Source organism: Rhodoferax sp. GW821-FHT10B06 (genome assembly GCF_059415605.1).
In genome coordinates this window covers 119,689-144,351 of sequence record NZ_JBWKNO010000014.1, presented here as the reverse complement: position 1 = coordinate 144,351, position 24,663 = coordinate 119,689, and the positions used below count along the sequence as shown (strand labels likewise).

The window sequence follows — 24,663 nt, the reverse complement described above, 5'->3', positions numbered from 1 at the left end:
GGTTCCCGTAGCGCCAGCGGAGGGCGCAGACAGTGGGGGCGCCTTTCTTTTGGTGACTTTTCTTTTGCGCAAAAGAACAAGTTACTCGCCCGCCGGGGCGAACTCCCGGCCGGGGATCGCATAAATACCAAGAGCTATCCACATCATCCAAACCGCATAGAAATCGTCAAATAAACAGGGGTCCCCGCGCATATTTCGCATGCGCAACAAGCCTCGGAAACGAAAGCATTTGGTAGTTCCACCTTTAGAGGGAAGGATTCCAGCGAAGCTGTTACATCGACCGGTTGAATCCGCCGGCTATAGTGGTTCCTAGCTTAGAGTGCGGTGTTTGTCACAACTTTTATACCTGCATAAAGCAAGACTACCCCACGCGTATCTATTCACCAGGCAGACTTCAAATGAGAAAAATCCTGTTAATCCTCTGCCTCTTGTTGCCTGCCCTGACTATGGCAAAGATTGAAGGCGAATACACACGACAAACTAACAACTGTTTTATCTCAACGGTCGCCCCTTCAGGCTGGGATTGCGAAGCTCCGTTGGAAGAAGGCGTCGCAATTGAACGAAGAAAGCAAGGTGGCTACTATGTGTTCTTAAAGACCCGTGGGGCAAATGGACACTTTTGTGAGTGCACAGGTCTTGGCTACATGAAAAGTGATGTACTGGTTACCACGTCAAAAGAGCATGCTTGCAAAGTCTTTGTGCGTGCCGATGGTCGTTCTGCCAGCTTTAAAAGCGAAGGCGCCGAATGCTGGACTTATTGCGGAGCCAGGGCCACATTAAATGCCGACAATCTGAAGAAGAAACATCGTGTACCCAAACCGCGAAGCAGTCACAGCTACGGCTGATGCTTTTATCAGGCAGTCGAGGCATTGCCAGAATTTAAGCTAGCAGTTCAGCATTCACCATATGTCGTAAATGCATTCCATGAAGAGGCGTAGCTTGCCCTCTAACTGGTCGAACGGACCTGTCTTTGGCAGGCAACTTATGTCGAACATTGGACCGCAGTAGTGGTCCCCATCTACAAAAAATTGGTGCTACCGTGAAACGGTCCTTCAAGAGCTTTGCAATAGTCCTTGGCAGTTGCACGCTTTTCTCGCTTGTTCTGGCATTTTTCTATGGACGCTCATTAGCTGGGCTCATCGACCTTGGGTCCTTCGTTCGGCGCATCATGCGATTGAATATCGCCACTCTGGCTCTAGTGCTTGCCTTTGGCGGATGCAGCGACGAGCGACAATCTGCAAAGCTGCCGGCAACAGAAGAGGTGCTGTCTCAGTATCAAACGATCCGCATCGGCTCCGAAAAGCTGACACTGCCTACTATTGCGTTGCTCTCTTCGACTACGACCAGCAACATAATACTAAGCGACAGCACTCTGGTTCCTATGGGAGAAGTGCTGTCGCAAAGCCTCAACGGTGCAAGAGTTGTACGAATAGATCTGAGTATTCATGCATACCGTCGACTGCAGGACTACCACCTTCATACGCATGCGTATGTTTCAAGTGGTTTTTGCGAGAGGCTATTGGCGCGCTGGGAAAAAGACCAATGCTCTATAGGTCTCTACAACGGCAAGAATGAATTCTCTCCGCAGCACTTTCAAGTCATTGATCTGGCTTACCTCATTGGCTCAAACGACCAGCTTTTCGCCATCGGCGGCCGTGGCCCAATGGGTGGAGAAGCTGCTCGAGCACTCCTAGCAAAAGCACCTGGGGAACAGATTTCATGCGCCCAAGAGCAGCAGCCACTCTGCACCGCTATTTTTCCAATCCGTCGTGATTTAGTTGCAGTTTGGGCCACACGGCGGGAGGAATTTGAAGCAGATAAGCGGCGGATTAATTGGCTTGTCGATCAGTACTTCGCCAGGCAGTGAGGGATGCGCCTAACCCATCAAGAGGACGTCACAAGGGCTGCGCCCTTGCGCCGCCTCTCCTGTTAAACGGTTAAGTCTGTGAAGTCCTCAGGCAAAAAATCTCTGGCCCACCTGTCCTCGGGCGCGCCTGCCTGCACCAACCTGATCAACCCACCCTAGGCCCCACCCGCGCCGAGTTAACCGCATATAGCCAAAGCACTTTCTTCGCCCACAAAAGCCCCGCTCGCTCCCAAAACCATAGCTACCCCCGCAGGTATCATCTGCGCCACCAAGCTATTCCCCCCACAAACCCGTGCCCCCGCTCTCAGCCCTTCGCCACCGCCTAAAGCCCTGGCGCCGCCCGCTCATCGGGCTGGCCCTGCTGCTAGCCGCGCTGTGGGCACTAGACCGAGCCTTCCCCCTCCCCGAAGCCGCCCGCACCGGCCTGGCGCCGCCCGGCACGTTGGTGGTGCTGGCGCAAGACGACACGCCGCTGCGCAGTTGGGCCAGTACCGACGGCGCGCTGCGCCAGCCGACTACCGTGGAGACCGTGTCGCCGCACTATCTGCAGGCCCTGCTGCAGTACGAGGACAGCAGGCCCCGCTGGCCGCCGAGCGCCTGCGCCGCCAGCCCCACGCATCCAAACAAAATGGCATCTTGCAAAGCACGCTAGGCCCAGCTCTTTGCCAAGTCAAGGCGAACAGTGCTGGGGCCAACCGTCCGTCGCGCTATGCCTGGAGGCAGCTGGCGAAGTGGTCAATAAGCACCCGCACTTTAGGCACAGTGTAGCGTGATGGAGCGAACAGCATGTACGCCGTGCCCTGGTAATTGGCCTCGTAAAACCACTCGGGCAAAACGGGTACAACACGGCCTGCCTTGATCGCTGCTGCGGCTGCAAAGTCTGGCAAGCAGCCCACGCCTAGACCGGCTTGAACGGCCTCAAGCCGCATCTCGCTATGGTTTACGGTATAGCGCCCCTGCACCAGCACCTCGCTCGTTTCCTTGCCGCGCGAAAACCGCCAGCGGTTATCCCCCAATTGCTCTCCCAAAGACAAGCAGCTGTGGGCCATGAGATCCTGCGGGGCCAAAATGGGCGGATGCGAAGCCAGATATGCTGGGCTGGCCACTAGCAGTTGGCGCACAGGCATCAGCGACCTGGCCACCATGCCCTGGGGCGGGTCCTCGGTCAGGCGAATCACGACATCCATGTTCTCGCGCAGCGGGTCTACCGGTCGGTCGGCAACCAGCAGCTGCACATCGACGTCTGGATAGCGTTGAAGAAACGCCAGCAAATGCGGCTGCAGCACTTGCCGCGCAAAAGCCTTGGGCGCACTCACGCGCACCAAACCCTTGGGGCTGCGCATATGCCCTTCGGCCACCTGCAAAGTAGCCTTGGCGGCAGCAACCATCTCGCGTGCGCGCTCAAAAGCCTCCAGGCCCGCCTCCGTCAGATGCAATTGCCGTGTTGTGCGCCGCAGCAGCTGTACACCCATGGCTTTTTCAAGCCGTGTGATCTGTCGGCTGACCGCCGATGGCGACATATCCAGCTGCAGCGCCGCAGCTGAAAAGCCGCCCGACTCAACCACTTTCACAAACGCCACCAACTCCCTCAAAACGTCTATGAACTCGTTTGTTCCCGCCATGCACAACTCCTGTTCAGCCATGCAGTCTAGTCAGATTTCCAGGCCCCACCAAAAATGCCATAGCCAATAACAACCGGGAAAAATGCTATGCAAAGCAGAAGAATTCGCAGTTTTGACGATCTCGATGCCATGGTGGGCCGGGTAGACCATGTGCTAACGCTGTTCAGTGGCGGACTGGACAGCAGCTACGTACTCAAAGAGCTGGCGGATCGTGGACTTCAAACTACCGCCCTGGCGATCGATGTCGGAGAAAGCGCCCATGTCCAGGACTTGCAGGACATTGCCGACTTCTTTGGCGCTACGTTGAAGGTGGTGGACGCCAAAGAATCTTTTGCCACGGAGGCCGTGCTCCCGGCGATACGTGCGCAGGCCCGCTATATGGGCATGTATCCCGTGAGCTCCTCGCTGTCGCGCCCTGTGCTGGCACGTTGTGCCGTGCAGGCTGCCAGCGAGCTAGGGTGCTCGGCCATTGTGCACACCGCCAACCAATCCCAAAACAGCCTGCGCAGGCTCAACGGTGCGATCGCACAGCTGGAATTCAAGGGCTGTTTTGGCACGCCTTATGAATGCTCCATATTGACGCGGGAGGAAAAGATAGAAGCACTCCGCCTGTTGGGACTCACGCGTTTTCAGGCCAGAGGTATTAGCGGTGATGCCAATCTGTGGTGCCGCGAGTTTGAGTCGGGGTCCATCGACAACCCCGAAGGATTTTGGGTGCCATCCACCCTGTATGAGTGGACGCGCCAGACCGGCCTGCCCATCGAGCAGCGGGAAATCAGCATCCAATTTCACAAGGGGCTGCCGGTCGCTGTCGATGGAGAACCGATGCAGCTGCTGGACCTGATTGCACTGTTGAACCAGCAGGTGGGGGCATATGCCATCGGCCGATACAGCGGACTGGAGCATCTAGCCGGTGGAGAGAAGGTGCTGGAGGTACGCGAGGCCCCCGCTGCCACCATCTTGATGGACGCCTACCGCCACTTGGAAACGGCCGTGCTGGATGCCGAAACCATGCGTGAAAAAATAGCGATGGAGCAACTGTGGACCCGCGAAGCCATAGAGGGGCGTTGGTATGGCATGTTGCGCCAAAGCGCAGAAGCATTCATCCAGACGTCTGCAGTCAAAGTATCAGGCACGGTGGGCTACGTGCTGCGCCAGGGCGCAATGGACGTATGTTCGATCCGGGCCGAACGCCCGCTGTATCTGACAGACCGCGATGCCTGGGAAAAGAGTCTTCTGCAAAGCGCTTTCCAGCCCCCAACACGCCAAACCAGCGCGGAATCTTTGGAGGTGCAGGCATGATCGGCCCGAGCTTGGATACAGTTGCGCCCCCGACCAAGGGCATGGGTGATTTTGGACGCCACCTGCAGCGCAGCCATTTTGTATTTATCCCTGGGGCCACATTGTCAACGTTGCTGGCCCTATCGGGCGAAGAGGTAGCCGACTTTGGCTCCTATTGGGAGCGCTTGACCTGCGACCAGTACATGGGTGACGGTGGCACCTACCGTTACCGCCGCTACGGCGAGTTTGAGATGTCCAGAGGACGTGAGCGCCGCCAGTTGCCGCATGGACCATATGAGCAGCCCAAGTACATCAACGAACTCAATGGCGGAGTCGCCCGCAAGTTCGACCCCCTGGAGCCCGATTTCGCGTCGCATACTGTGCTAAGCAGATTGCTCGACTGGCTGACACAGCTGTATGACCAATGCGAGGGCAAGGCATGCCGCTGGAACGTTCGCGTGCACCCCTACCGCATTACAGCCAGTGGTTCCGTACCGGGGCAGCCCACGCCGGAAGGCCTGCACCGGGACGGCGTGGACTACATCGTCAGCCTGCTGGTGGACAGACACAACGTGCAAGGTGGAGAAACCACCATCACGGACGAGCGCCGAGAAATCCTCTGGCAACGCACCCTGCTGCAGCCCATGGACATCATGGTGGGCGACGACCACCGCACCATGCACTCCGTATCGCCCGTGGTACCGGTGGTGCCGGGCAAACCGGCTTTCAGAGACGTACTCGTCGTGGCATTTACCCGGGCTGTTGTATGACCCAAACCACCTTGACAATCAAAGCGCCATCCAAGGTACATGCACATGCCTGGCTTGGCTTTGGGCCGGTTGAGTTGTTGCTGCTGCTGGTCGCTGCGGTATGGGGCGGAAGCTACACGGCGGCCAAATTGGCCACACAGCAACTGCCTGTACTAGAGTTTTTGGTGTTGCGCTTTGGTCTGACGTTTGTGCTGCTTTTGCCTGCGCTCAAGCCCCTGGCCCGCATGCCGTGGCGTAGCGCCTTGGGCGGGGCCATCATGCTGGGCGCAAACTTGCTGGCCATTTTTATCTGCGAAACCTTCGGCGTATCTTTGACCACCGCCTCCAACGCGGCCTTTCTCATCAGTTTGTGCGTGGCATTCACGCCGTTCTGCGAGTGGTGGCTGCTCGGTCAAAAGCCCTCGTCCTCCGTCATCGCAGCAGCAGCACTCTCGATGCTGGGGGCCGGCCTGCTGGCGTTCCAGCATGGCGGTGGATCGCAGCTGGTGTGGGGTGACGGTTTGATGGTACTGGCCGCACTTCTGCGCGGCCTGATGGTATGCCTGACCCGCCGCCATGGGCAAAAACACCAGCTACCTGCACTCACCATGACAGCGATCCAGATGGGCGTGATGGCAGTGGGCGCAGTAGCTGTGCTGCTGGTGGTCCAAGGCCCCACGTTTCACCCCTTGCCAATCACCATCGGCTTCTGGGCGGCCATGGCCTTTTTGGTTTTACTGTGCACCGTACTGGCCTTCTTTGTTCAGAACTATGCGGTGGCCCGCACCAGCCCCAGCCGGGTCGCCTTGCTGATGGGCAGCGAGCCCCTGTTTGGCGCACTGATCGCCACAGTCTTCATGGGCGAAGCCGCCACCGCGCAAGGCTGGCTAGGGGGCGCACTCATCGTAGGGTCAGCATGGTGGGTCACCCGGCCAACGCCTGGTGCCAAGACCTAAGGCGCCTTGTTTGGGGTATCGATTTAAGAGCAATCTATCTCTTCGATACTTGGGAAACACCGCCTGCGTCAGACTGCGGGAAGTGCCACCTCGTAGACGCAGATGGCTTAACGCGAAATCAACGCGATGGCTACCGCCCGTGGGCGCCAGCCATCGCGCTCCAGCAGATGCGTGAAAACCCCAGCGCCACCCCCCGTGAAAAGGAGGTGCTCTCCTGTATTGCATCAGGTCTTGGCTGTAAAGCCACAGCACGCATTCTCAATATCAGCGAATACACCGTGCGTAAGCACCGCGCCAGCCTATTGCGCAAATTGGGTTGCAGCACCGCCACAGAGCTACTGGTCTATGTCTTGAACCAAAATCCCATTTCGGGAAATTAACGCCCATGTCCATGGATGCTTCTCAAGCCAAACCACTAACGCCGCGTGAACGCGACGTAGCCACGCTTGTGGGACAGGGGCAAACAAGCAAGCAAGCCGCACGGGTGCTGGGCATCAGCGACCTCACCGTCCGAAAGCACCGAGAAAACATTATGAGCAAGCTGGGGCTTCACGATACGTCACAACTGGTTCGACATTTCGCAGCGCAAACACAGCGAGATGAGGACGTCCGGCACCAGCATGACCATAGAATCGCCCCCCATTTGCCAGGGCATGAAGCTGAAAGCAGGTAAGGCAGGCGATATGTGTGCTGACGGCTTATTGGGTAAACCAAAGATGCAGTTACAACAAGTGTTGCCCCTCTCCCGCTGGACGGTAACCACCCAGCGGGAGAGGGGCAAAAGTTAAGGCTCAGTCTTGGCTACCGTGTGCCTGAACCAAGCCCCCAGGCGTTGCGCAGACGATCAATGGCTCACAGTAATGGCCGTATTGCCCACCGTCCATGTCTCACTCGCCAAGACGGAGTTTTTCTCGTTCTTGACGGCACTGAGGGCGCGGAGGACTGCTTCGTCAAATTTACCGGCACCGAACACTTTCAAGACCTCCCGGTTCTTCGGCGTATCAAACTTTACCTTCAATGTGAAGCTACCCGCCGAAGTCGTCACGGAACTTGGACGCAGACCGCTGGAGAACTTGTCGATAAATTTGCTCAGCAGAAAGGTCGCTGCCGCTAGCGACAGCGCATACTTAAACGTGACCAAGACCTCAGCAATGACCAAACTTCCCTCCGGTCCAGTACCTTCCGCCAGATCCATGGTCGAAGCTAGAGGGCCGGCCTCCCAAGTGCCCGCAGCGGTGTAGCTGATCGTCTGCGTGGTCGTGGTTCCATCGAATGTGACGGTCGTAACTTCGCTGGTATTGCTGGCGATGATGGTTCCCGTATCTTGGTAGCTGTTGAACCAGATTTGGTAGGTATCGATCGGTGTCAGGGTCGCTGAGCCGTTGGGCGGCATGCCGCTGCTGTTGGCAAAGATCGGATTTCCATTGTTGTCAAGCAGCAGATCATAAGGATAGCCTTGCCGCTCGTTGTTGATAGCAATGACTCCGGCTGCCCCCCCATTGGCCGGAGTCGTGAAAAGTCCACCAGCACTGAGTGTCACTGTTTGTCCCGTGTTAATTTTCTGGTTGATCCCTGACGCTTGGGCGGTGACGGAGCCTTCGGTTATTTTTTCCGAGCTCCAGTTCACCATGTAACTCGGTACCGCTATGTTGAAGGTGTTCTTAGGTCCGTAGGCAACGGGGTTAGTTGCGGTAGGAAGCGGGCCTTGAGATTGCCAGATCACGGTGAACGCTCCGCTGACCTTCTTGGCAAGATACAGGCTGTAGTTGCTATTTTGTAGTTGTGTCAATTGGCCGGGATCGATTTCAACAATGATGGATTCTGCAGACATGGGATGCTCCTGTGATATCTAAATAGGTATTCAGGTCGCGGCAGTTGTGCCGGGCCTATAAAGAACGGTGATTGACGGGCCAGCCCAATGCGGGATGACGGGGTCTGCGAGACCTAAGTGATTTGTGGTTTGTGCACGATGCGTTCCTTAAGAAGGGGGGTTAATTGCCCGACGCGGTGTGTGACGGGCAATTGCATGGTGCGAAAAATAGCCCCGACTGCATATGGCTCCGATGCCGTATAGGCACCGTCTATTCAATGCTGTACGACCCAACTACACCTGCTGCGAGCCGAAGCACATATGAATTTCAAGGTGTTCGCCCAGGCACCAACTCCGGCGCAGCACCCAAACTGGTAGAACTAGGCCGCCTAGGCTGGGCAAGCCGCCCGGCGGCGCAAGGCCATGGGAGGTAGATCCGAATTGCACTCTGTCTGCCCATCGGCATCAACGACGACCACCCGCATTTCGGCTCTGCCCCCAGGACCGAATAGACGCTCACTCCCAAATTGATAGCTGGCTGCGCAGGTGGCTCCTGCGCTAGCGGGCGATTTGGCTTGAACCATTGGAAGGATTGATGTCTTCAGCATCCCCGGCCGGGATGTGCGCCCGGCGGCGCAGTAACGTTTCTTTTGCTTCGCCAAAAGAAAGTCACCAAAGAAAAGGTGAGCCGAAGTCGTCGCCCCCTTCGCTGCGCTACGGGGTACGCTGCGTTGCTCGGCCTGAGCGGGGTCCCGCTCGAACTCGGCCTTCGGCCTCAGACAATCGCGGGCCCTGATCCGCCCAGCCCTGCGCTACTCGCCGACGCCACACGGCGGGGGAGCGGACAGCCAAACAGCCAGATACCAACAGCCAATACCCAGCCCGGCGCAGCCGGGCTGCAGCAGCCTCGCGCCCTAGGCGCGATGTGGCGCTACGCGCCACCGATCCCGATCCCCGGGGTCCCCCTCTGTATGCGCCGAGGAGCGCAGCTTTGGGCGGATCAGGGCTGGCGTTGTTTGAGCGAAGCGAGTTTAGCCAGACCCCGACCAAAGCGAGCACCGCAGGTTCCCCAGCGTGATAACGCTGGGGCGCAGACAGTGGGGGCGCCTTTCTTTTGGTGACTTTTCTTTTGCGCAAAAGAACAAGTTACTCGCCCGCCGGGGCGAACTCCCGGCCAGCGGCGAATGTGACGCTAACGCAGCATGCGTCACCACAAACGTCCATCAAAATACTTAAGAGAAAAGCGGCCCCAGCGCACATTCCACCTGCGCAAACAGCTACGAAAACAGAGCATTTAGCTCTTCACTGATTGGAGACAAGATACAGACTCCAAGGCAGTCACAAGACTTCACCGGGCTATAGTGGGCAACTGTTTAACTGAGGGATTTGCCGAGATTTTTATACCTGTATAAGAATTGGCGCCCTTTGCGAATAACCAGCCTGCAAGACAATTTCAGGAGATTCCGATGACCGACGTATACGGCAACGAACTTTTTAATCCGCAGATTTTGCGGGGTACATCACCTTATATCTGTATGCGACTCTTTCTACTCGTGATCATGTTTTTTCTCCCGTATGTTGCGAGTGCTTCGGATGCAGTGTGTTCTGGCAATTGGGTGGAAGAAGCCAAGTCCGAATGCAGTGATGGCGGCACACAAGACATGACTCGTTGCCTTGGTAAAAAAGGTCAATTGGTAGACAACTTACTCAACAAGGAATACAGGAATTTAAAGGAAGATTTGGCCGACTCTTCGGAGTTGGTAAAAGCCCAACGTACATGGCTTTCCTATCGCAACGCAGAATGCTCCTACCAATCGTCAGGATATGCCTGCGACTCTGGAATATCGGGCATGTGTTCTATATCGACAGGTATCTGTCAAATGAACCTTTCATGTGAACGAATCAAACTAATTCGTGAGCATATTGGTACAAAGTGCAATGGCTGCCCAGTTCGCAAAAGCGATGGTTGAGGAAAGATATAACTGGTCGCCCTACGCGGGTAGGCAACGTCACAATACCGCTTTGCGGCCCGTGCCGCCTGCCAATAGCCTCGGACGCTAATCTGCATTTACGGTCCATCAAACCACTAGCTACGTCGCAGGTATCGGCAACTAGTCAGATAAATCGCTACTAAAAATATAGCTGCTAGCGCATATATTTTCTGCGCCAGTTCCCTATTTACCCCATAGCCCCGTGCCCACCCTCCCCCGCCTGCCCAAGCCCTGGCGCCCCCCCCTGATCGGGCTGGCCCTGCTGCTGGCCGCGCTATCGACGCTGGACAAGGCCTTCCCCCTCCCCGAAGCCGCCCGCACCGGCCTGGCGCCGCCCGGCACGCTGGTGGTGCTGGCGCAAGACGGCACGCCGCTGCGCAGCTGGGCCAGTACCGACGGCGCGCTGCGCCAGCCGACCACCGTGGAGGCCGTGTCACCCCGCTATCTGCAAGCCCTGCTGCAGTACGAAGATAGCTGGTTCGACTGGCACCCGGGCGTGAACCCCGTGGCCCTGGCGCGGGCGCTGTGGCAGTGGGGGCGGTATGGGCGCATCGTCTCGGGCGGCTCCACGCTGACCATGCAGGTGGCGCGCATTCTGGAGCTGAACGCCCCCGACGGCGGGCCGGCGCCGCGCAGCCTGCGCACCAAGCTGCGCCAAATCGCCCGCGCCCTGCAGCTGGAATGGCATTTGAGCAAGCGCGACATCCTCACCCTGTACCTGAACCATGCGCCCATGGGCGGCCAGGTGCAGGGGGTGGAAATGGCCAGCCGCGCCTACCTGGGCAAGTCGGCCCGCGACCTGAGCCCGGCCGAGGCAGCGCTGCTGGTGGCCCTGCCGCAAAGCCCGTCGCGCCTGCGACCCGACCGCGCCCCAGGCCGCGCCCAGGCCGCGCGCGACAAGGTGCTGCAGCGCATGCAGACCCTGGGCCTATGGGATGCGGCGCTGGTCAAGGACGCGCTGCTGGAACGCGTGTTTGCCCCGCCACTCAAAGCCCGCTGGCTGGCCCCGCTGGCCGCCGAGCGCCTGCGCCGCCAGCCCCACGCATCTCAACAAAATGGCATCGTGCAAAGCACGCTGGACGCCGGCCTGCAGATCCGCCTGGAACAGGTGCTGCTGGATCGCCTGAGCAGCCTGCCCGACGCCGTGTCCATCGCTGCGCTGGTGGTGGACAACGACAGCCTGGCCATCCGTGGCTACGCTGGCTCGGCCGACTTCAGCGACAACGCGCGTGCCGCCCACGTAGACATGGTGCGCGCCGTGCGCTCGCCGGGCTCCACCCTGAAGCCCTTTCTGTACGCCATGGCGCTGGACGAGGGCTTGATCCATTCCGAGAGCCTGCTGATCGACGCGCCGCAAAACTTTGGCGGCTACGCGCCGGGTAACTTCCAGGCCACCTTCACCGGGCCGGTGAGCGTCAGCGAGGCTCTGCAGCGCTCGCTGAACGTGCCGGCGGTGGACCTGTTGGACCGCATAGGCCCGGCCCGCTTTGCCGGCCAGCTGCGCAACGCCGGGCTCAAGCTGCGCATGCAGCAAGGCGCCACGCCCAACCTGAGCCTGATCCTCGGCGGCGCGGGCACCACGCTGGAAGAGCTGGTGGGCGCCTACACCGCGCTGGCACGCAACGGCGTGGCCGGCCTGCCCCGGCTGACGCCCACCGCACCGCACACCGACACCCGGCTGATGAGCCCCGGCGCGGCCTTCATCGTGCGCGAAATCTTGGAGAACGGCGGCCGGCCGGACGCGCCGTTTCGCGAGACCAGCGCCCGCGTGGCCTGGAAGACCGGCACCAGCTTTGGCTTTCGCGACGCCTGGGCCATCGGCGTGACCGACCGCTACACCCTGGGCGTGTGGGTGGGCCGCCCGGACGGCACGCCCAACCCCGGCCACTTCGGCGCCAACACCGCCGCCCCGCTGGTGAAAGACCTGCTGGCCGCGCTGGGCCCCATATCCGCCCAGAGCCGGCCGGTGCCGCCGAATGTGCACGCGCAAGACATCTGCTGGCCGCTGGGCCTGGCCGCCAGCGTCACCGATCCGGCCCACTGTGCCGTGCGCCGCAGCGCCTGGACGCTGGACGACACCGCGCCGCCCACCCTGCCCGACCGCGTCAACCCGCACAGCCTGCTGGACACGGCCTGGGTAGACAACCACGAGCGCGAACGCCTGCGCCCCGGCTGCCAGCCCGGCAACGCCCAGCACGCGGTGGAATACGCGCGCTGGCCCACCCTGCTGCAACCCTGGATAGAACCCGCCCAGCGCAGCGCGGTGGAGCGCCTGCCGCTGGGCCCGCCCTGCGCCCACCAAACGCCCAGCCGCAGCCTGCGCATCACCGGCATCGACCCCGGCAGCGTGCTGCACGCCGTGCCCGGCAAGAAGAGCCTGACGCTGCAGCTGCAGGCCCTGGGCACCACCGAGCCGGTGGTCTGGCTGCTGGACGGCCGCTGGGTGGGCTCCACCCAGCAGACCGGCAATACACCCGGCAGCCTGCGCCTGCCGCTGGCCGAACCCGGCCCGCACGCGCTGACAGCCATGGACAGCGCCGGGCGGTTTGAACAGGTACGCTTTGCCGTGCGCTAACCCTGCACGGTTACTATATTTTTCATAGCTTCTAGCACAGGTAATCTCTGCGCTAGCGCCCTATTTCATTTAAATTTTTCAGGAATGGACATGTCCCGAGACGAACGCTTCCAGCAGGCCGCTGCCGCGCTGGGCTATGCCTTTGACGGCGAGATCAAGATCGGCGGCCACTACGTGCCCCTGGTGCGCAATGGCCGCGACATCTACCTCAGCGGGCAGATCCCCCGGGTGGGCGACACCGTGGTGGTCACCGGCCGCGCTGGCGCCGGTGTAACGCTTGTGCAGGCACAGCATGCGGCCCAGGTCTGCGCACTGCGGGCCCTGGCCCTGCTGCAGCGCGCCCTGGGTTCGCTGGACGAGGTGGCGGCGATTTTGCGCATCACCGTGTACGTGCAGTGCAGCGACGATTTCACCCAGCACAGCGAGGTGGCCGATGGTGCCTCCGACCTGCTCTACCAGGTGCTGGGCACGGCGGGCGCACACACCCGCACCTCCGTGGGCGTGCTGCAGCTGCCCAAGAACGCCACGGTGGAGATGGACATGGTGGCCTGCGCAGCGTCTGCAGGGCTATAGTCGCGCGCTCAACGCTTGTTGCGCATCCAACGTTTAAGGAAGACAAATATGGTTTGGGTTGATCTGGTCACGGTGCTTGCGCTTTTGCAGTTTTTGTTCTTCGCCAGCCTGGTCGCCAAGGCGCGCGCCCAGTACGGCGTGAAGGCCCCTGCGGTCAGCGGGCACCCCATGTTCGAGAGGCTGTACCGCGTGCAGATGAACACGCTGGAAATGCTGGTGATCCTGCTGCCGGCGCTGTACCTGGCAGCACATTACTGGTCGCCGCTGGCGGTGGCAGGACTGGGCCTGGTTTATGTACTGGGCCGTTTCGTGTACTGGCGCGCTTATGCACAAGACCCGGCCAAGCGTGCCGTGGGCTATACGCTGAGCGTTACCCCCACGCTGATCCTGCTGGGCGGTGCCGGCCTGGGCGCGCTGCTGGCCGCCATCCGCTGAGGCAGCACCATGCGTACATTTCTATTCATCCTGGGTGGGCTGCTGGCGCTGGCCGGCGTGACCTGGATTCTGCAGGGGCTGAACATCCTGCCCGGCAGCTTCATGACCGGCCAACTTCAATGGGCAGCCTACGGCACGGTGGCCCTGCTGGTGGGCGTGCGGATTCTGGTTGCGGCCTACAAGCTGCGCAAGCGCTGAGCACCTGCATTCGCAGGTTCCGTACGCAGTCCTCGGCGTACGCTTGTAAAAACAGGGGCAGACCGCCCCAAAGCTTCATCAATATAGATGAAACCGCTGAAGCGCCACATCCAGGCATTCACGGCATTCGCGAGCTAGCCCCCCTCAAAACAGCGTGTTGCCTCCCTGGCCGAGGGCGTGGACAGGGTCTATCTGCAGTTGAATAATGCAACGGCACAGCCAGTGAGGCTATCGAGACAAGCACTCCAAAGTCTAGCCCGATGGACGGGGTTGACAGAAGAGTAAGTACCGCTCGCTGAAACCAACCCCTATACCCAGAAGGAAACCCCATGCGCATTGCGAACTTGAAACTTGGAATACGTTTGGGCGCCGCGTTTGGTGCTCTGCTCCTCATCACGGTGTTGGTTGCGACACTTGGCATGAAAAGCATCGTTGCCTTGAAGCAGAGCAATGAGAACATTTCCACGACCGAACTCAAGCGCCAAGATTTGGTGCAACGCTGGCTTGCAGACATCCAGGCGAACTGGCTGCGCACCGAGGCGGCGTTGAAATCCGACAACGCAGCCTACGTTACCCGCCTGAACCAAGACATCCGCGCTTTGGTAGAGATCCAAAGCAAACGCGTCACCGAGGCAGGTACGTACATGCACAATGGCAAGGAGAAACAACTCTACGACCAAATCTTGTCTGCCCGCGATGCGTACCGTGCCAAGCGTACGGAACTCATTAAATTGAAAGAGTCTGGGCAGGACGTAACGCAACAAGTGGACAGCTCTCTGTCTGCGGCCTATAAGGCCTATGCCGACGTGCTGTCACAACTGATGGACACCTTGGACCAAGGCGTCAATGACGACCTCAAGAAGAACTTGGCGCAAGCCGATACCAGCATGCTGCTGGTGACCGTCAGCACGGTTGCCTCTATTGCATTGGGCCTCTTTCTGGCTTGGTGGACGACGCGCTCCATCACCGCCCCCGTCCAGCAAGCAGTCAACATCACATCAGCCATAGCCGACGGCAACTTGGCTGTTGACATCCCCCCAGGGGCGGCCGATGAACCAGGACAATTGCTGGTGGCCCTGGCCACGATGCGAACCAATCTGGCAAAAATTGTGGGCGATGTCCGCCAGAGCGCGGAAAACGTGTCTGCCGCCAGCATCCAGATTTCCCAAGGCAACCACGATCTCTCCAGTCGGACGGAAAGCCAAGCCAGTGCCCTGGAGCAAACCGCCGCCTCCATGGAGGAACTGGGCTCGACCGTGCACCAAAACGCGGACAACGCCAAACAGGCCAACCAATTGGCTCTGAGTGCCAGCACGGTAGCGACGCAGGGCGGCTCCGTGGTCTCTGAAGTGGTCACAACCATGCGGGGCATCAACGACAGCTCACGCAAAATATCCGACATCATCAGCGTCATTGACAGCATCGCATTCCAAACCAATATCCTGGCACTGAACGCTGCCGTGGAAGCCGCACGCGCTGGGGAACAAGGACGGGGCTTTGCCGTGGTGGCCAGCGAGGTACGTAGCCTGGCGGGCCGCTCCGCCGAAGCAGCGAAGGAAATCAAGCAACTGATATCGGCCAGTGTGGAACGGGTCGAACAGGGCACGGTTCTGGTCGACAAAGCCGGTGCCACGATGCATGAGGTCGTGAACTCCATCCGCCGTGTCACGGACATCATGGGTGAAATCAGCGCGGCCAGCAGCGAGCAATCGTCCGGCGTATCTCAGGTAGGTGAGGCCATTACGCAAATGGATCAGGCTACGCAGCAAAATGCGGCAATGGTCGAGGAAATGGCCGCCGCTGCCAGTAGCATGAAAGATTTGGCACAAGAGCTGGTTGCAACAGTTTCCATATTCACCTTGGGCCATGAAAACCAGTCCTTTATGCCACAGCATTTGCACGCTCGGGCGCCAGCAAAGGCCATAGCCGCAGTTTCGTAGTGGATACGGGGCTTTACCTGCCAGCCTCAAAAATCTAAGAATCCACCTTGAACTGGGCCGATTCGATCTGGTGGCGTGCCAGCAGAGCGTAGAAGTCGGTGCGGTTGCGCTGTGCCAGCTTGGCGGCCTGGGCCACGTTGCCGCTGGTAATCTTCAGCAACTGCGTGAGGTAGCCACGCTCGAACTCCTTGCGCGCCTCATCCAGCGGCAACAACTCGGAGCTTTGGCTGCTGAGCGCGCCCTGCACCAGGCTGGCCGCGATGATGCTGCCGGTGCACAGCACCACACATTTCTCCACCACGTTCTGCAGCTGCCGCACATTGCCCGGCCAGGGCGCTTTGCTCAACTGCTCCAGCGCGCCGGGCGCGAAAGCGCTGATGTTCTTGGCGTAGCGCTGCGACAGGCTGCGCATGAAATGGTTGGCCAGCAGCACCACGTCTTCACGCCGCTCGGCCAGGGGTGGCAGGGTCAGGCTCACCACGTTCAGGCGGTAAAACAAATCCTCGCGGAAGCGGCCTGCGGCCACCTCGTCCTCCAGCTTGCGGTTGCTGGCGGAGATCACCCGCACATCCACCTTGTGCGAACGTGCCGCGCCCACCGGCCGCACCTCGCGCTCCTGCAGCACGCGCAGCAGCTTGACCTGCATGGCCAGCGGCAGGTCGGCAATTTCGTCCAGAAAAATCGTGCCCCGGTGCGCACTGGTGAACATGCCCACGTGGTCGCGCACCGCACCGGTGAAAGCGCCCTTGCTGTGACCAAACAGCTCGGACTCGACCAGGTTCTCGGGGATGGCACCGCAGTTCACCGCCACCAAGGGCTCGGCCCCGCGCGCGCTGGAGGCATGCAGGGCCCGCGCCAGCAGCTCCTTGCCGGTGCCACTCTCGCCGTAGATGAGCACCGAGGCATCGCTTTGCGCCACCAGCCGGGCCTCGGCCAGCAGCTTTTCCATACGCGGGCTGCGCGTGACGATGGCCTCGCGCCAGGTCTCGCCGCCGTCCGGGCTGGGCATGTCGGCGCCCAGAGCGGACGAGACCTCCAGCGCCCGGTCCACCTCGCGCATCAGGTCCACGCCCTCAAAGGGTTTGGTGATGTAGCCAAACACGCCACGCTGCATGGCCTGCACGGCATGGGCGATGCTGCCGTTGGCGGTCAGCATCAGTACCGGCAGCAAGGGGTAGCGGCGGTGCACGGCCTCGAACAGCTGCAGCCCGTCCATGCCGGGCATCTGCAGGTCGGTGATCATGATGTGCGGCAGGCCTTGGTCCAGCAGTGCCAAGGCCGCAGCGCCATGGGACGCCTCCACGGCGGTATGGCCCTCGTAGTGCAGGCGCAGCGACAGCAGGCGCAGCAACGCGGGGTCGTCGTCAACGATCAGGATGCGCGCCATGGACTAAGTCGCCGTGTGCCGCCGCTGCTCAGGCTCATGCCTGGGCCGGCAGGTGCTGCTGCAACACCGCACGTAGCTGCGAAAAGTTGAAGGGTTTGGTCACATAGCCGCGGGCGCCCAGGCGCAGGGCCTCGTCCAACCGCTCGGGCTCGGCACTGGCCGACAGGAAGATGAAAGGCACCTGCTGCAGCGCCGGCACATGCTGGATGGCGGCCAGCACCTCCATGCCACTCATGGGCGCCATCATCACGTCGCAAAAGATCAGGTCGGGCAGACCACCCAATGCGGCCTGCAGGCCCTGTTGCCCATCGGCCACGCCCTCGGCTTCGTGGCCTTCCAGGCGGATGAAGCGCAGCAGGTTCGAACGTATCGAAGCCTCGTCCTCGATCACCAGAATACGCGCCATATCTACTCCCCGAATACCGTAATCCACGGGCCCTGGCAACGCTGGCCAGACCTTGCCCGGATGGATAGGTTGGATAAACGTGTAGTTTTCGGGAATATACGCCCACTGCAGCGGCAGCCACCTAAATACGCACTGTAAAGCAGGTGCCCTGGGGCTGCAGGCGGTTGACCTCGATATGGCCGCCATGCAGGTCTACCGCGTTCTTCACCACCGCCAGGCCCAGACCGGTGCCCTGGATGTCGCCCACATTGGAGGCCCGGTGGAAGGGCTCAAACAGGTGCGGCAGCTCCTCCTCCGGGATGCCTATGCCCTGGTCGGACACCTCGAACACCGTCTTTCCACCATCAGGATAGACGCGGAAGCGCACCGTGCCACCGCGCGGGGAATACTTGATGGCGTTGGACAGCAGGTTGCCAAAGATGTGGCGCAGCAGCTTTTCATCGAAACAGCCGGTAGGCGGCAGCGCGGCAAAGTCCTTGACCACCTCGCAGGTGGCCGTCGGCTGTTGGGTATGGGCGTCGTCTACCAGGCTGTGGCACAGCGCCGCGAGATTGATCTGTTGCGGCTGGAACTCCAACAGCTGAGCCTCGGCCTTGCCCAGCTGCAGCACGCGGTCGAGCATGCCCGTCATGCGCTGCACGCCGCTTTCAATGGTGCCGATAACCTCGGATTTTTCGCTGTCGGGCAGACGGTCGCCGTAGTATTTGAGCAGCTCCACCGACGACAGGATGATGGCCAGCGGCGTGCGGAACTCGTGCGAGGCCATGGAGATGAAGCGCGTCTTCATGGCGTTCAGCTCGGCCTGCTTTTGCAGTGTCATGCGCTGGGCATGCTCGGCATGCAGGCGCTCGGTGGCGTCCACCACGAAAAGCAGCGTTGCGTCGCGCTTGCCCCATTCGATCTTCACCGCCGACAGCTCCAGCGTGCGCACCGCGCCCGCCTGTGTGATGATGCGAAAGCTGTAGAACGACTCCACCTCTTCGCCGCGCAGCCTGCGCTGGTGGCGGTCCACCATGACCGCCACATCCTCGGGGTGGACGGCCGCGGTATAGGGGTTGGACAGCAGATAGTCCAGCGGATAACCCACGATGCGCACCAGGCTGGGGTTGGCAAACACCATGCGACTGTCTTGCACCACCACCACACCCACGCCCACGTTTTCGATCACGGTGCGGTAACGCACCTCGGACCTGCGCAGCTCTTCCAGCGCCTGGTGCCGCTCGATGGCGCTGCTAACGTGGTTGGCCACAAAAGACAGAATGCCCACGTCCGCCGCGCTGTAGGCAATGCCCGGTTCATAACCCTGTACCACCAGCAGGCCGCTGACCACCCCCTGGATGAACATGGGCACGCCCAGCCAGCTGGTGAAGCTCAGGTCACCACTGGCCTCGGTAATTTCACCCGCAGCCTGCAGCGCCAGAAAGCGCTGGTGGTCTATGAGCTGGGGCTGCCCTGTGCGCAGCACATATTCGGACAAGCCCTTGCAGTACGGCACGTCGTTGCACTGCATGGTGTCGCCGTCACGCTCGTCCACGTAGTAGGGATAGCTCAGCATGTGCTTGCGCACGTCGTACAGACCCACGTAGCAGTTCTTGGCGTACAGCAGCTCACCCAACAAGCCGTGCACCGTCTGCAGGAAATCGTAAAACGAAAGGCCTGCCGCCGCCCGCTCGGCAATGCGGTAGAAAACCCGCTGCAGGGTTTCGGCCTTTTTTTGCTCCAGCGCTTCGGCCTTCAGCTCGCGGGTGCGCTGGGCCAGCCACAGGTCGGCCGCGATGTGCTGCTGGATTTTTTCCGCCTGCAGGTTCTGGTAATCGCGCTGCAGCGCTTGGTACTGCTCTTGCAGCTGCTGTATCCGGGCTTGCAGGTCGGCGACAGAAAGCATGGCATGGGTCTCCGCGACGCGCAGAGGCACCGCAGGGCGTATGGCTAGGTGGGAAGCCATTATGGGCCGGGCTGCGGCCGAGGCACCCGCTGGCCGCATCGCTACAGACAAATTTGACGGATCGGGCCTGCGCGGCATAGCGCGCAATGGGCTGTACCCAAGGCCGCTGGTCTTGCAGGCATACATGGCCTGGTCGGCCGCATGCAGCATGTGCGGCAGACCGACCCCATCCTCGGGGTACATGGCCAGACCAATGCTGGCGCCCACGGACAACGCAGTAGCGGCGTCCAGTTGCACCGGCTCGCACAGGGTTTGCAGCAGCTTGTTGCACAGCTGGGGCAATTCCTGCGTGTCTGACACGGCCTCGACCAGCAGCACAAATTCATCTCCACCCAGGCGGGCCACGGTGTCGCTGGCGCGGGTGGCCGCTACCAGGCGCCGCGCCACCTCAACCAGCACCGTATCGCCCGCCGCATGGCCGTGGCGGTCGTTGATGGCCTTGAACCCATCCAGGTCCAGCATCAGCAGCGCAAAGCGTGTGCCGCTATGCTGCCAGCGGTCTGTCGCCAGCGCGAAGCGGTCCTGCAGCAGCTTGCGGTTGGCCAGGCCGGTCAGGCTGTCATGGTGGGCCAGCACTTCCAGCTGCAGCTGGCGTTCCTGCATCTGGTCCAGCTGCTGCGCCAGTTCCGCGGTGCGCACGGCCACCGCGCGTTCCAGTCGTTGCTGCCACTGTGCGGACGGCGACACCCACAGCCGGTAGCGGGGCTTGTTGCCCAGCAGCCAGGCCTTGACCACGCCGGCCCCGGCCCATACCCCTCCGCCCGCCCGCAGGCGCAGCAGCGTCGGCATGGCCTATTGAAAACCGGCAGCGATAACCGAAGGAGATTCCTGCTCGGGAGGTTTTTTGTCCGTAGAACGGCGCAACTGGGCTGGACGCGTAGGGCCGCGCTGCACCCGACCCGGCACCTGGAACGAGTGTGGCGGAGACGACGCGACTGCGGCAATCGTCAGTACCAGCACCACGGCCAGGGAGATGAGGACAAGAATCATGAGAACGGACATCGCAAGCCCCTTGTTGTTAGAAGTTGAACACCATGTCTGCGGCAGACGGTGTTTTGTTCCCAAGATACGTGCCAGAAAAAATATCCAATGGAATCAAGGGACTTGGCACTTTGCACCTGCAATGTTTGTCGGTATTCCCCGACAAACCAAAGAGCGGCCTGCAGTAATGCCAATGAAATCAAGGACTTGGCGTGTCGGTGAAAACCGACAAATATGGGCGGCCTGGGCATGTCCTAGCACATTCTTATTTTGCGCACAGAGCGTGTGTAAATTCAATTTTTTAGAACGATGCAGACAAAGCCGCTGGAGCCGCAAGCGACTCTGGAGGCCTAAAGTTCAGTCCATGGATTCGGCAAACACAACACCCCACCAGGCGCTGCCACAGCCGACCATGGCTACACACAACAACTGCGTGCAGTCCCATTTTTCCAAACCCTTGAAGGAAATCACCATGTCTATCTCTACCAAGTTCGCCGCTTCCGCCCTCATTGCCCTGGCTTCCGTGGCTGCCACCAGTGCCTTTGCCGGCAATGACAACAACTACCCTGACGTCAAGGTCGCCAGTACCCTGAGCCGCGCCGAAGTACAAGCCGAAGCTGCCCAAGCTCTGAAAGACGGCAACACACTTTTCGGCAACGACAAGCAGTACCCCGTGTTGGCATCGAACAGCAGCAAGACCCGTGCTGAAGTGCGCGCCGAGCTGGTTGCCGCCCGCGACGCCGGTCAACTGGTGCGCGAACACAGCTAAGCCCCGGCTACCTGTGCATACCACCCACCCATAAAACGTGCCTTGAGTGCGATGCGATCCGAATCTGGGGTTGCATAGCGACAAGGCACACAGCAAATCTCGTAATGCAGCGCGGCCAGCCATGCTGCTATTGAAAGGAATCCGCCATGAACGCATATCTCAAATTCGCCGCCACCGCCCTGATCGCCGTGGCTTCTGCCGCCGCCAGCACCGCTTTTGCCGGCAATGACAACAACTACCCTGACGTCAAGGTCGCCAGCACCCTGAGCCGCGCCGAAGTACAAGCCGAAGCCGCCCAAGCTCTGAAAGACGGCAACACGCCTTTCGGCAACGACAAGCAGTACCCCGTGCTGGCCTCCAGCAGCAGCAAGACCCGCGCTGAAGTGCGCGCCGAGCTGGTTGCCGCCCGCGATGCCGGCCAACTGGTGCGCGAACACAGCTGATCGCCCCGCACACTACGTGCTATCAAAAAAAGAGCTGCCTGCGCAGGGTTTACCTGCGCAGGCAGCTCTTTTTTCATGCAAGCTCACTCGCCGTCCAGCAGCCCCTCTTTCACCGCCAGCCGGACCAGGCCGGTGATGTCGCTGACCCCCAGCTTGGCCATCACGCGCGAACGGTAGGTTTCCACCGTCTTGGCCGACAGGCTCAGGGTGTGGGCGATGCTGCTACTGGGCTGGCCGCGCACCACCAGGTTCAGCACCTGGCGCTCGCGCTGCGACAGGGTGTGCAAGGGCTCCAGCGGGGTGTTCGGCTCGGCCGGCCGCAGGGCTTCCTGGGCCACTTTTTCGATGGCGCTGCTCCAGTAATGCTGTCCGTTGCAGGCGTGGCGCAAAGCGGTGATGACCTCGGCGCCCGACGCGCCCTTGAGCACATAGCCCGTGGCGCCCATGCGCACCGCGTCCATCACCTGGCGGGGCTGGGCCATCATGCTCAACACCACCACGCGGCTGCCAATCTTGCGGCGCTGCAGCTCGGCCAGCAGCTCGTGGCCGGAGCGCTCGCCCAGCGATAAATCCAGCAGCACGCAGTCGGGCGGTGCGCGCACGATGTCCTGCACCGCCGTGGGCAGGTCGCCGCTTTCGCCCACCACCACAAAGCCCGCCGGCTCCAGCAGCGCGCGCAGGCCTTCGCGCAGGATGGCGTGGTCGTCCACCAGATACACGCTATCGTTCATGGTGAGTAGTTCAGTTCAATCAGGGTGCCGCGCTCATTGTCGGCACTGCGCGCGCTCAGCGAAGCGCCTATGGCCTGCGCACGCTCGCGCATACCCACCAAGCCCAGGTGGCCGGGCTTCACGGCGCGGCCTATGGGGCCCAGGCCTATGCCGTCGTCCTGCACCAGCAGGCGCAGGCCCAGGCTGCCCAGGGGCTCGATGCCCACCGTAAGGCGTTGGCACTGGGCGTGGCACAGCGCATTGGCAATGGCTTCGCGCGCCACCATGAAGACGGCGTATTCCACCTCGGGGCTCCAGCGCCGGTCGGCCATGGTCGGCGGAATGTGCAAGCGGATGGACACGGCGGCGTGGCCCGCCGCCTCGGCCTGGATTTCGTTGTCCAGCGCCACGCCCAGGCCCTGCTCCTGCAGCAGCGGCGGGCGCAGCTCTACCAGCACCTCGCGCACCTCGCGCATGCCCCGGTCGATCATGCTGGAGACACGGCTCCAGCTTTTGTCGATGGCCTCGGTGGAGGTGGGCGGCAACTGGGCGCGCAGGGCATCGACCGAGATGCGCAACGTGGTCAGCGTCTGGCCCAATTGGTCATGTAGCAGCTGTGCCAGGCGGCGGTTGGTCTGCTGCTCGGCCTCCAGCAGCTGGCGCGACAGGGCCGACAGCTGTTCACGGTAGCGCAGCAGGGCCTGCTCGGACTCGACCCGCTCGGTCACGTCGCGCGCGGTCAGGGTGAACAGCACCTCGCCGTTGACACGGGTCTCGGACGCCGAGGCCTCCAGGTGCAGCGCCGCGCCGCCGTGGCGCTTGCCGGACAGGGTGCGCACCGCGCCGATCAGCGTGGGCAGGTCAGCCAGCGGCAGCACTTCGGCCAGCGGCAGGCCCAACAGCTGCGCATCGCTGCGGCCAAAAATGCGCTGCGCGGCAGGGTTGGAGAACACCACGCAGGCCTGCGCGTCCAGGCCCAGGATCGCGTCGCTGGTGGTGGCGACGATGGCGGACAGCAGGGCCTCGCTCTCACGGATCTTTTGCTCGGCCCGGCGGCGGTCGCTCAAGTCACGCGCCACCAGTACCACGGCCACGACCGAGCCCTCTTCATCACGCTGCGGGTACAGCAGCAAGTTGCCCCAGAATCGGCTGCCCGGCCAGCGCGGTAGCCAGCCTTCGAACTCCATGCGCTCGCCACCAGCGGCGCCGTCCAGCATCTGCTGCACACGCGCTTGCTCGTGCGGGGTCTGGGCCAGCAGCGGGCGCACGTCCATGCCCAGCACCTCCAGCGCGGCCACGCCAAACAGGGCCTCGGCATTGCGGTTCCAGCTTTGCACCAGGCCCGTGGGCGACAGCTGCAGCATGGCGATGTCCACCGCCGCGTCCACCAGCAAATCCACCTGCTGCTTGGCCGCGCGGACCGCGGTGTGGGCGCGCAGCTCTTCGCTGATGTCGGTATGCGTGCCCAGATAGCCGATGAAGGTCTCGCCGTCGAACAGCGGCGTGGTGTACCACTGCACCCAGGCTACGCGGCCATTGCGGCGCACCTGCATGCCGCGCCCGTTCAGCGCGATGCGGCCCTGGCGCATGCGGCGCAGGGACTCGTGCGCGCTGGCCTCCTGCTCCTGGGGCATCCACAGGCCCACGGGCGAGCGACCCAGGGCCTCGGCCTGGCTGAAGCCGGTCATCAGCTCGCTGGCCCGGTTCTGGTAGACCACGTGGAAATCGCTGTCATACAGCACCAGGCCTACCGGCATTTCGCGCAGCATCTGCCACACGCGCTGGCTGTTGGCCGCCACCACCGACTGGGCCTGGGTCTCGCCGCGCGGGTCCAGCAGCACCGCCTCGGACAGCCAGCGCCACACCGTGCCCTGGCCGAAGTGCGGGTCGGTCTGCAGGCGGTGGGGGTGGATGTGCACGCCGGGCAGGCCGTCGGCACCTTCGGTCGGAGTCGGGGTTGGCGTTGGGGTTGGATCGGACATGGGAACCATAAAAAAGCTTGCCGCATTGTCGGGTGGGTAGCCC

The 24,663-nt window shown here is 61.4% G+C and carries 24 protein-coding genes; 16 read left to right on the top strand and 8 right to left on the bottom strand.

Annotation, left to right across the window (positions count from 1 at the left end; genetic code table 11):
* The first annotated feature begins 398 nt into the window (after window positions 1-398).
* The 3 genes from AC07O2_RS19780 to AC07O2_RS19770 all read left to right on the top strand — a co-directional run bounded on the left by AC07O2_RS19780 (window position 399) and on the right by AC07O2_RS19770 (window position 2,519).
* Window positions 399-845 carry a hypothetical protein gene (locus tag AC07O2_RS19780; RefSeq protein ID WP_495077454.1) on the top strand — a complete coding sequence of 149 codons (447 nt, stop codon included), beginning with the start codon at window positions 399-401 and terminating at the stop codon, window positions 843-845.
* Between the two features lie 194 nt (window positions 846-1,039).
* Entirely contained in the window at window positions 1,040-1,867 is an 828-nt protein-coding gene (locus AC07O2_RS19775) for a hypothetical protein (protein ID WP_495077453.1), read from the top strand.
* Between the two features lie 292 nt (window positions 1,868-2,159).
* A complete protein-coding gene (locus AC07O2_RS19770) occupies window positions 2,160-2,519 on the top strand; it encodes a hypothetical protein (protein ID WP_495077452.1) in 360 nt (119 codons plus the stop codon).
* 55 nt (window positions 2,520-2,574) lie between these two features.
* Here AC07O2_RS19770 and AC07O2_RS19765 read toward each other — a convergent pair whose 3' ends face one another.
* On the bottom strand, window positions 2,575-3,489 hold the full coding sequence (locus tag AC07O2_RS19765; protein ID WP_495077451.1) for a LysR family transcriptional regulator: 915 nt from the start codon (window positions 3,487-3,489) through the stop codon (window positions 2,575-2,577).
* 87 nt (window positions 3,490-3,576) lie between these two features.
* Here AC07O2_RS19765 and AC07O2_RS19760 point away from each other — a divergent pair, with 87 nt between their 5' ends.
* From AC07O2_RS19760 to AC07O2_RS19740, 5 genes are all read left to right on the top strand, one after another.
* Window positions 3,577-4,791, top strand: coding sequence for an argininosuccinate synthase-related protein (locus AC07O2_RS19760; protein WP_495077450.1), 1,215 nt, complete (start codon window positions 3,577-3,579; stop codon window positions 4,789-4,791).
* Between the two features lie 101 nt (window positions 4,792-4,892).
* Window positions 4,893-5,540 (top strand): 2OG-Fe dioxygenase family protein, encoded by a 648-nt coding sequence (locus AC07O2_RS19755; protein WP_495077449.1) that lies wholly within the window; start codon window positions 4,893-4,895, stop codon window positions 5,538-5,540.
* An 11-nt stretch (window positions 5,541-5,551) separates the two neighbouring features.
* Window positions 5,552-6,475, top strand: a complete 924-nt coding sequence (locus tag AC07O2_RS19750; RefSeq protein ID WP_495077448.1) for a DMT family transporter — start codon at window positions 5,552-5,554, stop codon at window positions 6,473-6,475.
* Window positions 6,436-6,855: a response regulator transcription factor gene (locus tag AC07O2_RS19745; protein WP_495077447.1), complete on the top strand. Its 420-nt coding sequence runs from the start codon at window positions 6,436-6,438 to the stop codon at window positions 6,853-6,855. The genes AC07O2_RS19750 and AC07O2_RS19745 overlap by 40 nt, the downstream gene beginning before the upstream one ends.
* Before the next feature lie 5 nt (window positions 6,856-6,860).
* Complete coding sequence (locus tag AC07O2_RS19740; protein WP_495077446.1) at window positions 6,861-7,148, top strand: response regulator transcription factor; 288 nt, start codon at window positions 6,861-6,863, stop codon at window positions 7,146-7,148.
* Window positions 7,149-7,319: 171 nt separating this feature from the next.
* Here AC07O2_RS19740 and AC07O2_RS19735 read toward each other — a convergent pair whose 3' ends face one another.
* Window positions 7,320-8,306, bottom strand: coding sequence for a hypothetical protein (locus AC07O2_RS19735; RefSeq protein WP_495077445.1), 987 nt, complete (start codon window positions 8,304-8,306; stop codon window positions 7,320-7,322).
* Window positions 8,307-9,751: 1,445 nt separating this feature from the next.
* Here AC07O2_RS19735 and AC07O2_RS19730 point away from each other — a divergent pair.
* The 6 genes from AC07O2_RS19730 to AC07O2_RS19705 all read left to right on the top strand — a co-directional run bounded on the left by AC07O2_RS19730 (window position 9,752) and on the right by AC07O2_RS19705 (window position 15,997).
* Window positions 9,752-10,255 (top strand): lysozyme inhibitor LprI family protein, encoded by a 504-nt coding sequence (locus tag AC07O2_RS19730; RefSeq protein WP_495077444.1) that lies wholly within the window; start codon window positions 9,752-9,754, stop codon window positions 10,253-10,255.
* Between the two features lie 223 nt (window positions 10,256-10,478).
* On the top strand, window positions 10,479-12,851 hold the full coding sequence (gene pbpC, locus AC07O2_RS19725; RefSeq protein ID WP_495077443.1) for a penicillin-binding protein 1C: 2,373 nt from the start codon (window positions 10,479-10,481) through the stop codon (window positions 12,849-12,851).
* 90 nt (window positions 12,852-12,941) lie between these two features.
* Window positions 12,942-13,424 carry a RidA family protein gene (locus tag AC07O2_RS19720; RefSeq protein ID WP_495077442.1) on the top strand — a complete coding sequence of 161 codons (483 nt, stop codon included), beginning with the start codon at window positions 12,942-12,944 and terminating at the stop codon, window positions 13,422-13,424.
* Between the two features lie 48 nt (window positions 13,425-13,472).
* The gene (locus tag AC07O2_RS19715; RefSeq protein WP_495077441.1) at window positions 13,473-13,859 is read left to right on the top strand and encodes an MAPEG family protein; all 387 of its coding nucleotides are present in this window, start codon (window positions 13,473-13,475) and stop codon (window positions 13,857-13,859) included.
* Between the two features lie 9 nt (window positions 13,860-13,868).
* On the top strand, window positions 13,869-14,057 hold the full coding sequence (locus AC07O2_RS19710) for a hypothetical protein (RefSeq protein ID WP_495077440.1): 189 nt from the start codon (window positions 13,869-13,871) through the stop codon (window positions 14,055-14,057).
* Between the two features lie 329 nt (window positions 14,058-14,386).
* Window positions 14,387-15,997 carry a methyl-accepting chemotaxis protein gene (locus AC07O2_RS19705; RefSeq protein WP_495077439.1) on the top strand — a complete coding sequence of 537 codons (1,611 nt, stop codon included), beginning with the start codon at window positions 14,387-14,389 and terminating at the stop codon, window positions 15,995-15,997.
* A gap of 34 nt (window positions 15,998-16,031) precedes the next feature.
* Here AC07O2_RS19705 and AC07O2_RS19700 read toward each other — a convergent pair whose 3' ends face one another.
* The 4 genes from AC07O2_RS19700 to AC07O2_RS19685 all read right to left on the bottom strand — a co-directional run bounded on the left by AC07O2_RS19700 (window position 16,032) and on the right by AC07O2_RS19685 (window position 20,737).
* Window positions 16,032-17,384: a sigma-54-dependent transcriptional regulator gene (locus AC07O2_RS19700; protein WP_495077438.1), complete on the bottom strand. Its 1,353-nt coding sequence runs from the start codon at window positions 17,382-17,384 to the stop codon at window positions 16,032-16,034.
* Window positions 17,385-17,418: 34 nt separating this feature from the next.
* The gene (locus tag AC07O2_RS19695; protein WP_495077437.1) at window positions 17,419-17,790 is read right to left on the bottom strand and encodes a response regulator; all 372 of its coding nucleotides are present in this window, start codon (window positions 17,788-17,790) and stop codon (window positions 17,419-17,421) included.
* A gap of 121 nt (window positions 17,791-17,911) precedes the next feature.
* Window positions 17,912-20,524, bottom strand: a complete 2,613-nt coding sequence (locus AC07O2_RS19690) for a sensor histidine kinase (protein WP_495077436.1) — start codon at window positions 20,522-20,524, stop codon at window positions 17,912-17,914.
* A gap of 3 nt (window positions 20,525-20,527) precedes the next feature.
* Window positions 20,528-20,737 (bottom strand): hypothetical protein, encoded by a 210-nt coding sequence (locus AC07O2_RS19685; protein ID WP_495077435.1) that lies wholly within the window; start codon window positions 20,735-20,737, stop codon window positions 20,528-20,530.
* 451 nt (window positions 20,738-21,188) lie between these two features.
* Here AC07O2_RS19685 and AC07O2_RS19680 point away from each other — a divergent pair, with 451 nt between their 5' ends.
* Both AC07O2_RS19680 and AC07O2_RS19675 read left to right on the top strand, forming a co-directional pair.
* The gene (locus tag AC07O2_RS19680) at window positions 21,189-21,485 is read left to right on the top strand and encodes a DUF4148 domain-containing protein (protein ID WP_495077434.1); all 297 of its coding nucleotides are present in this window, start codon (window positions 21,189-21,191) and stop codon (window positions 21,483-21,485) included.
* Window positions 21,486-21,631: 146 nt separating this feature from the next.
* Window positions 21,632-21,928, top strand: a complete 297-nt coding sequence (locus AC07O2_RS19675; protein WP_495077433.1) for a DUF4148 domain-containing protein — start codon at window positions 21,632-21,634, stop codon at window positions 21,926-21,928.
* 83 nt (window positions 21,929-22,011) lie between these two features.
* On the opposite strand, the gene AC07O2_RS19670 is transcribed toward AC07O2_RS19675, so the two are convergent.
* A complete protein-coding gene (locus AC07O2_RS19670; protein WP_495077432.1) occupies window positions 22,012-22,659 on the bottom strand; it encodes a response regulator in 648 nt (215 codons plus the stop codon).
* Window positions 22,656-24,620 carry a sensor histidine kinase gene (locus AC07O2_RS19665; protein WP_495077431.1) on the bottom strand — a complete coding sequence of 655 codons (1,965 nt, stop codon included), beginning with the start codon at window positions 24,618-24,620 and terminating at the stop codon, window positions 22,656-22,658. Before AC07O2_RS19665 ends, AC07O2_RS19670 begins: the two co-directional genes overlap by 4 nt.
* Window positions 24,621-24,663: the final 43 nt, after the last annotated feature.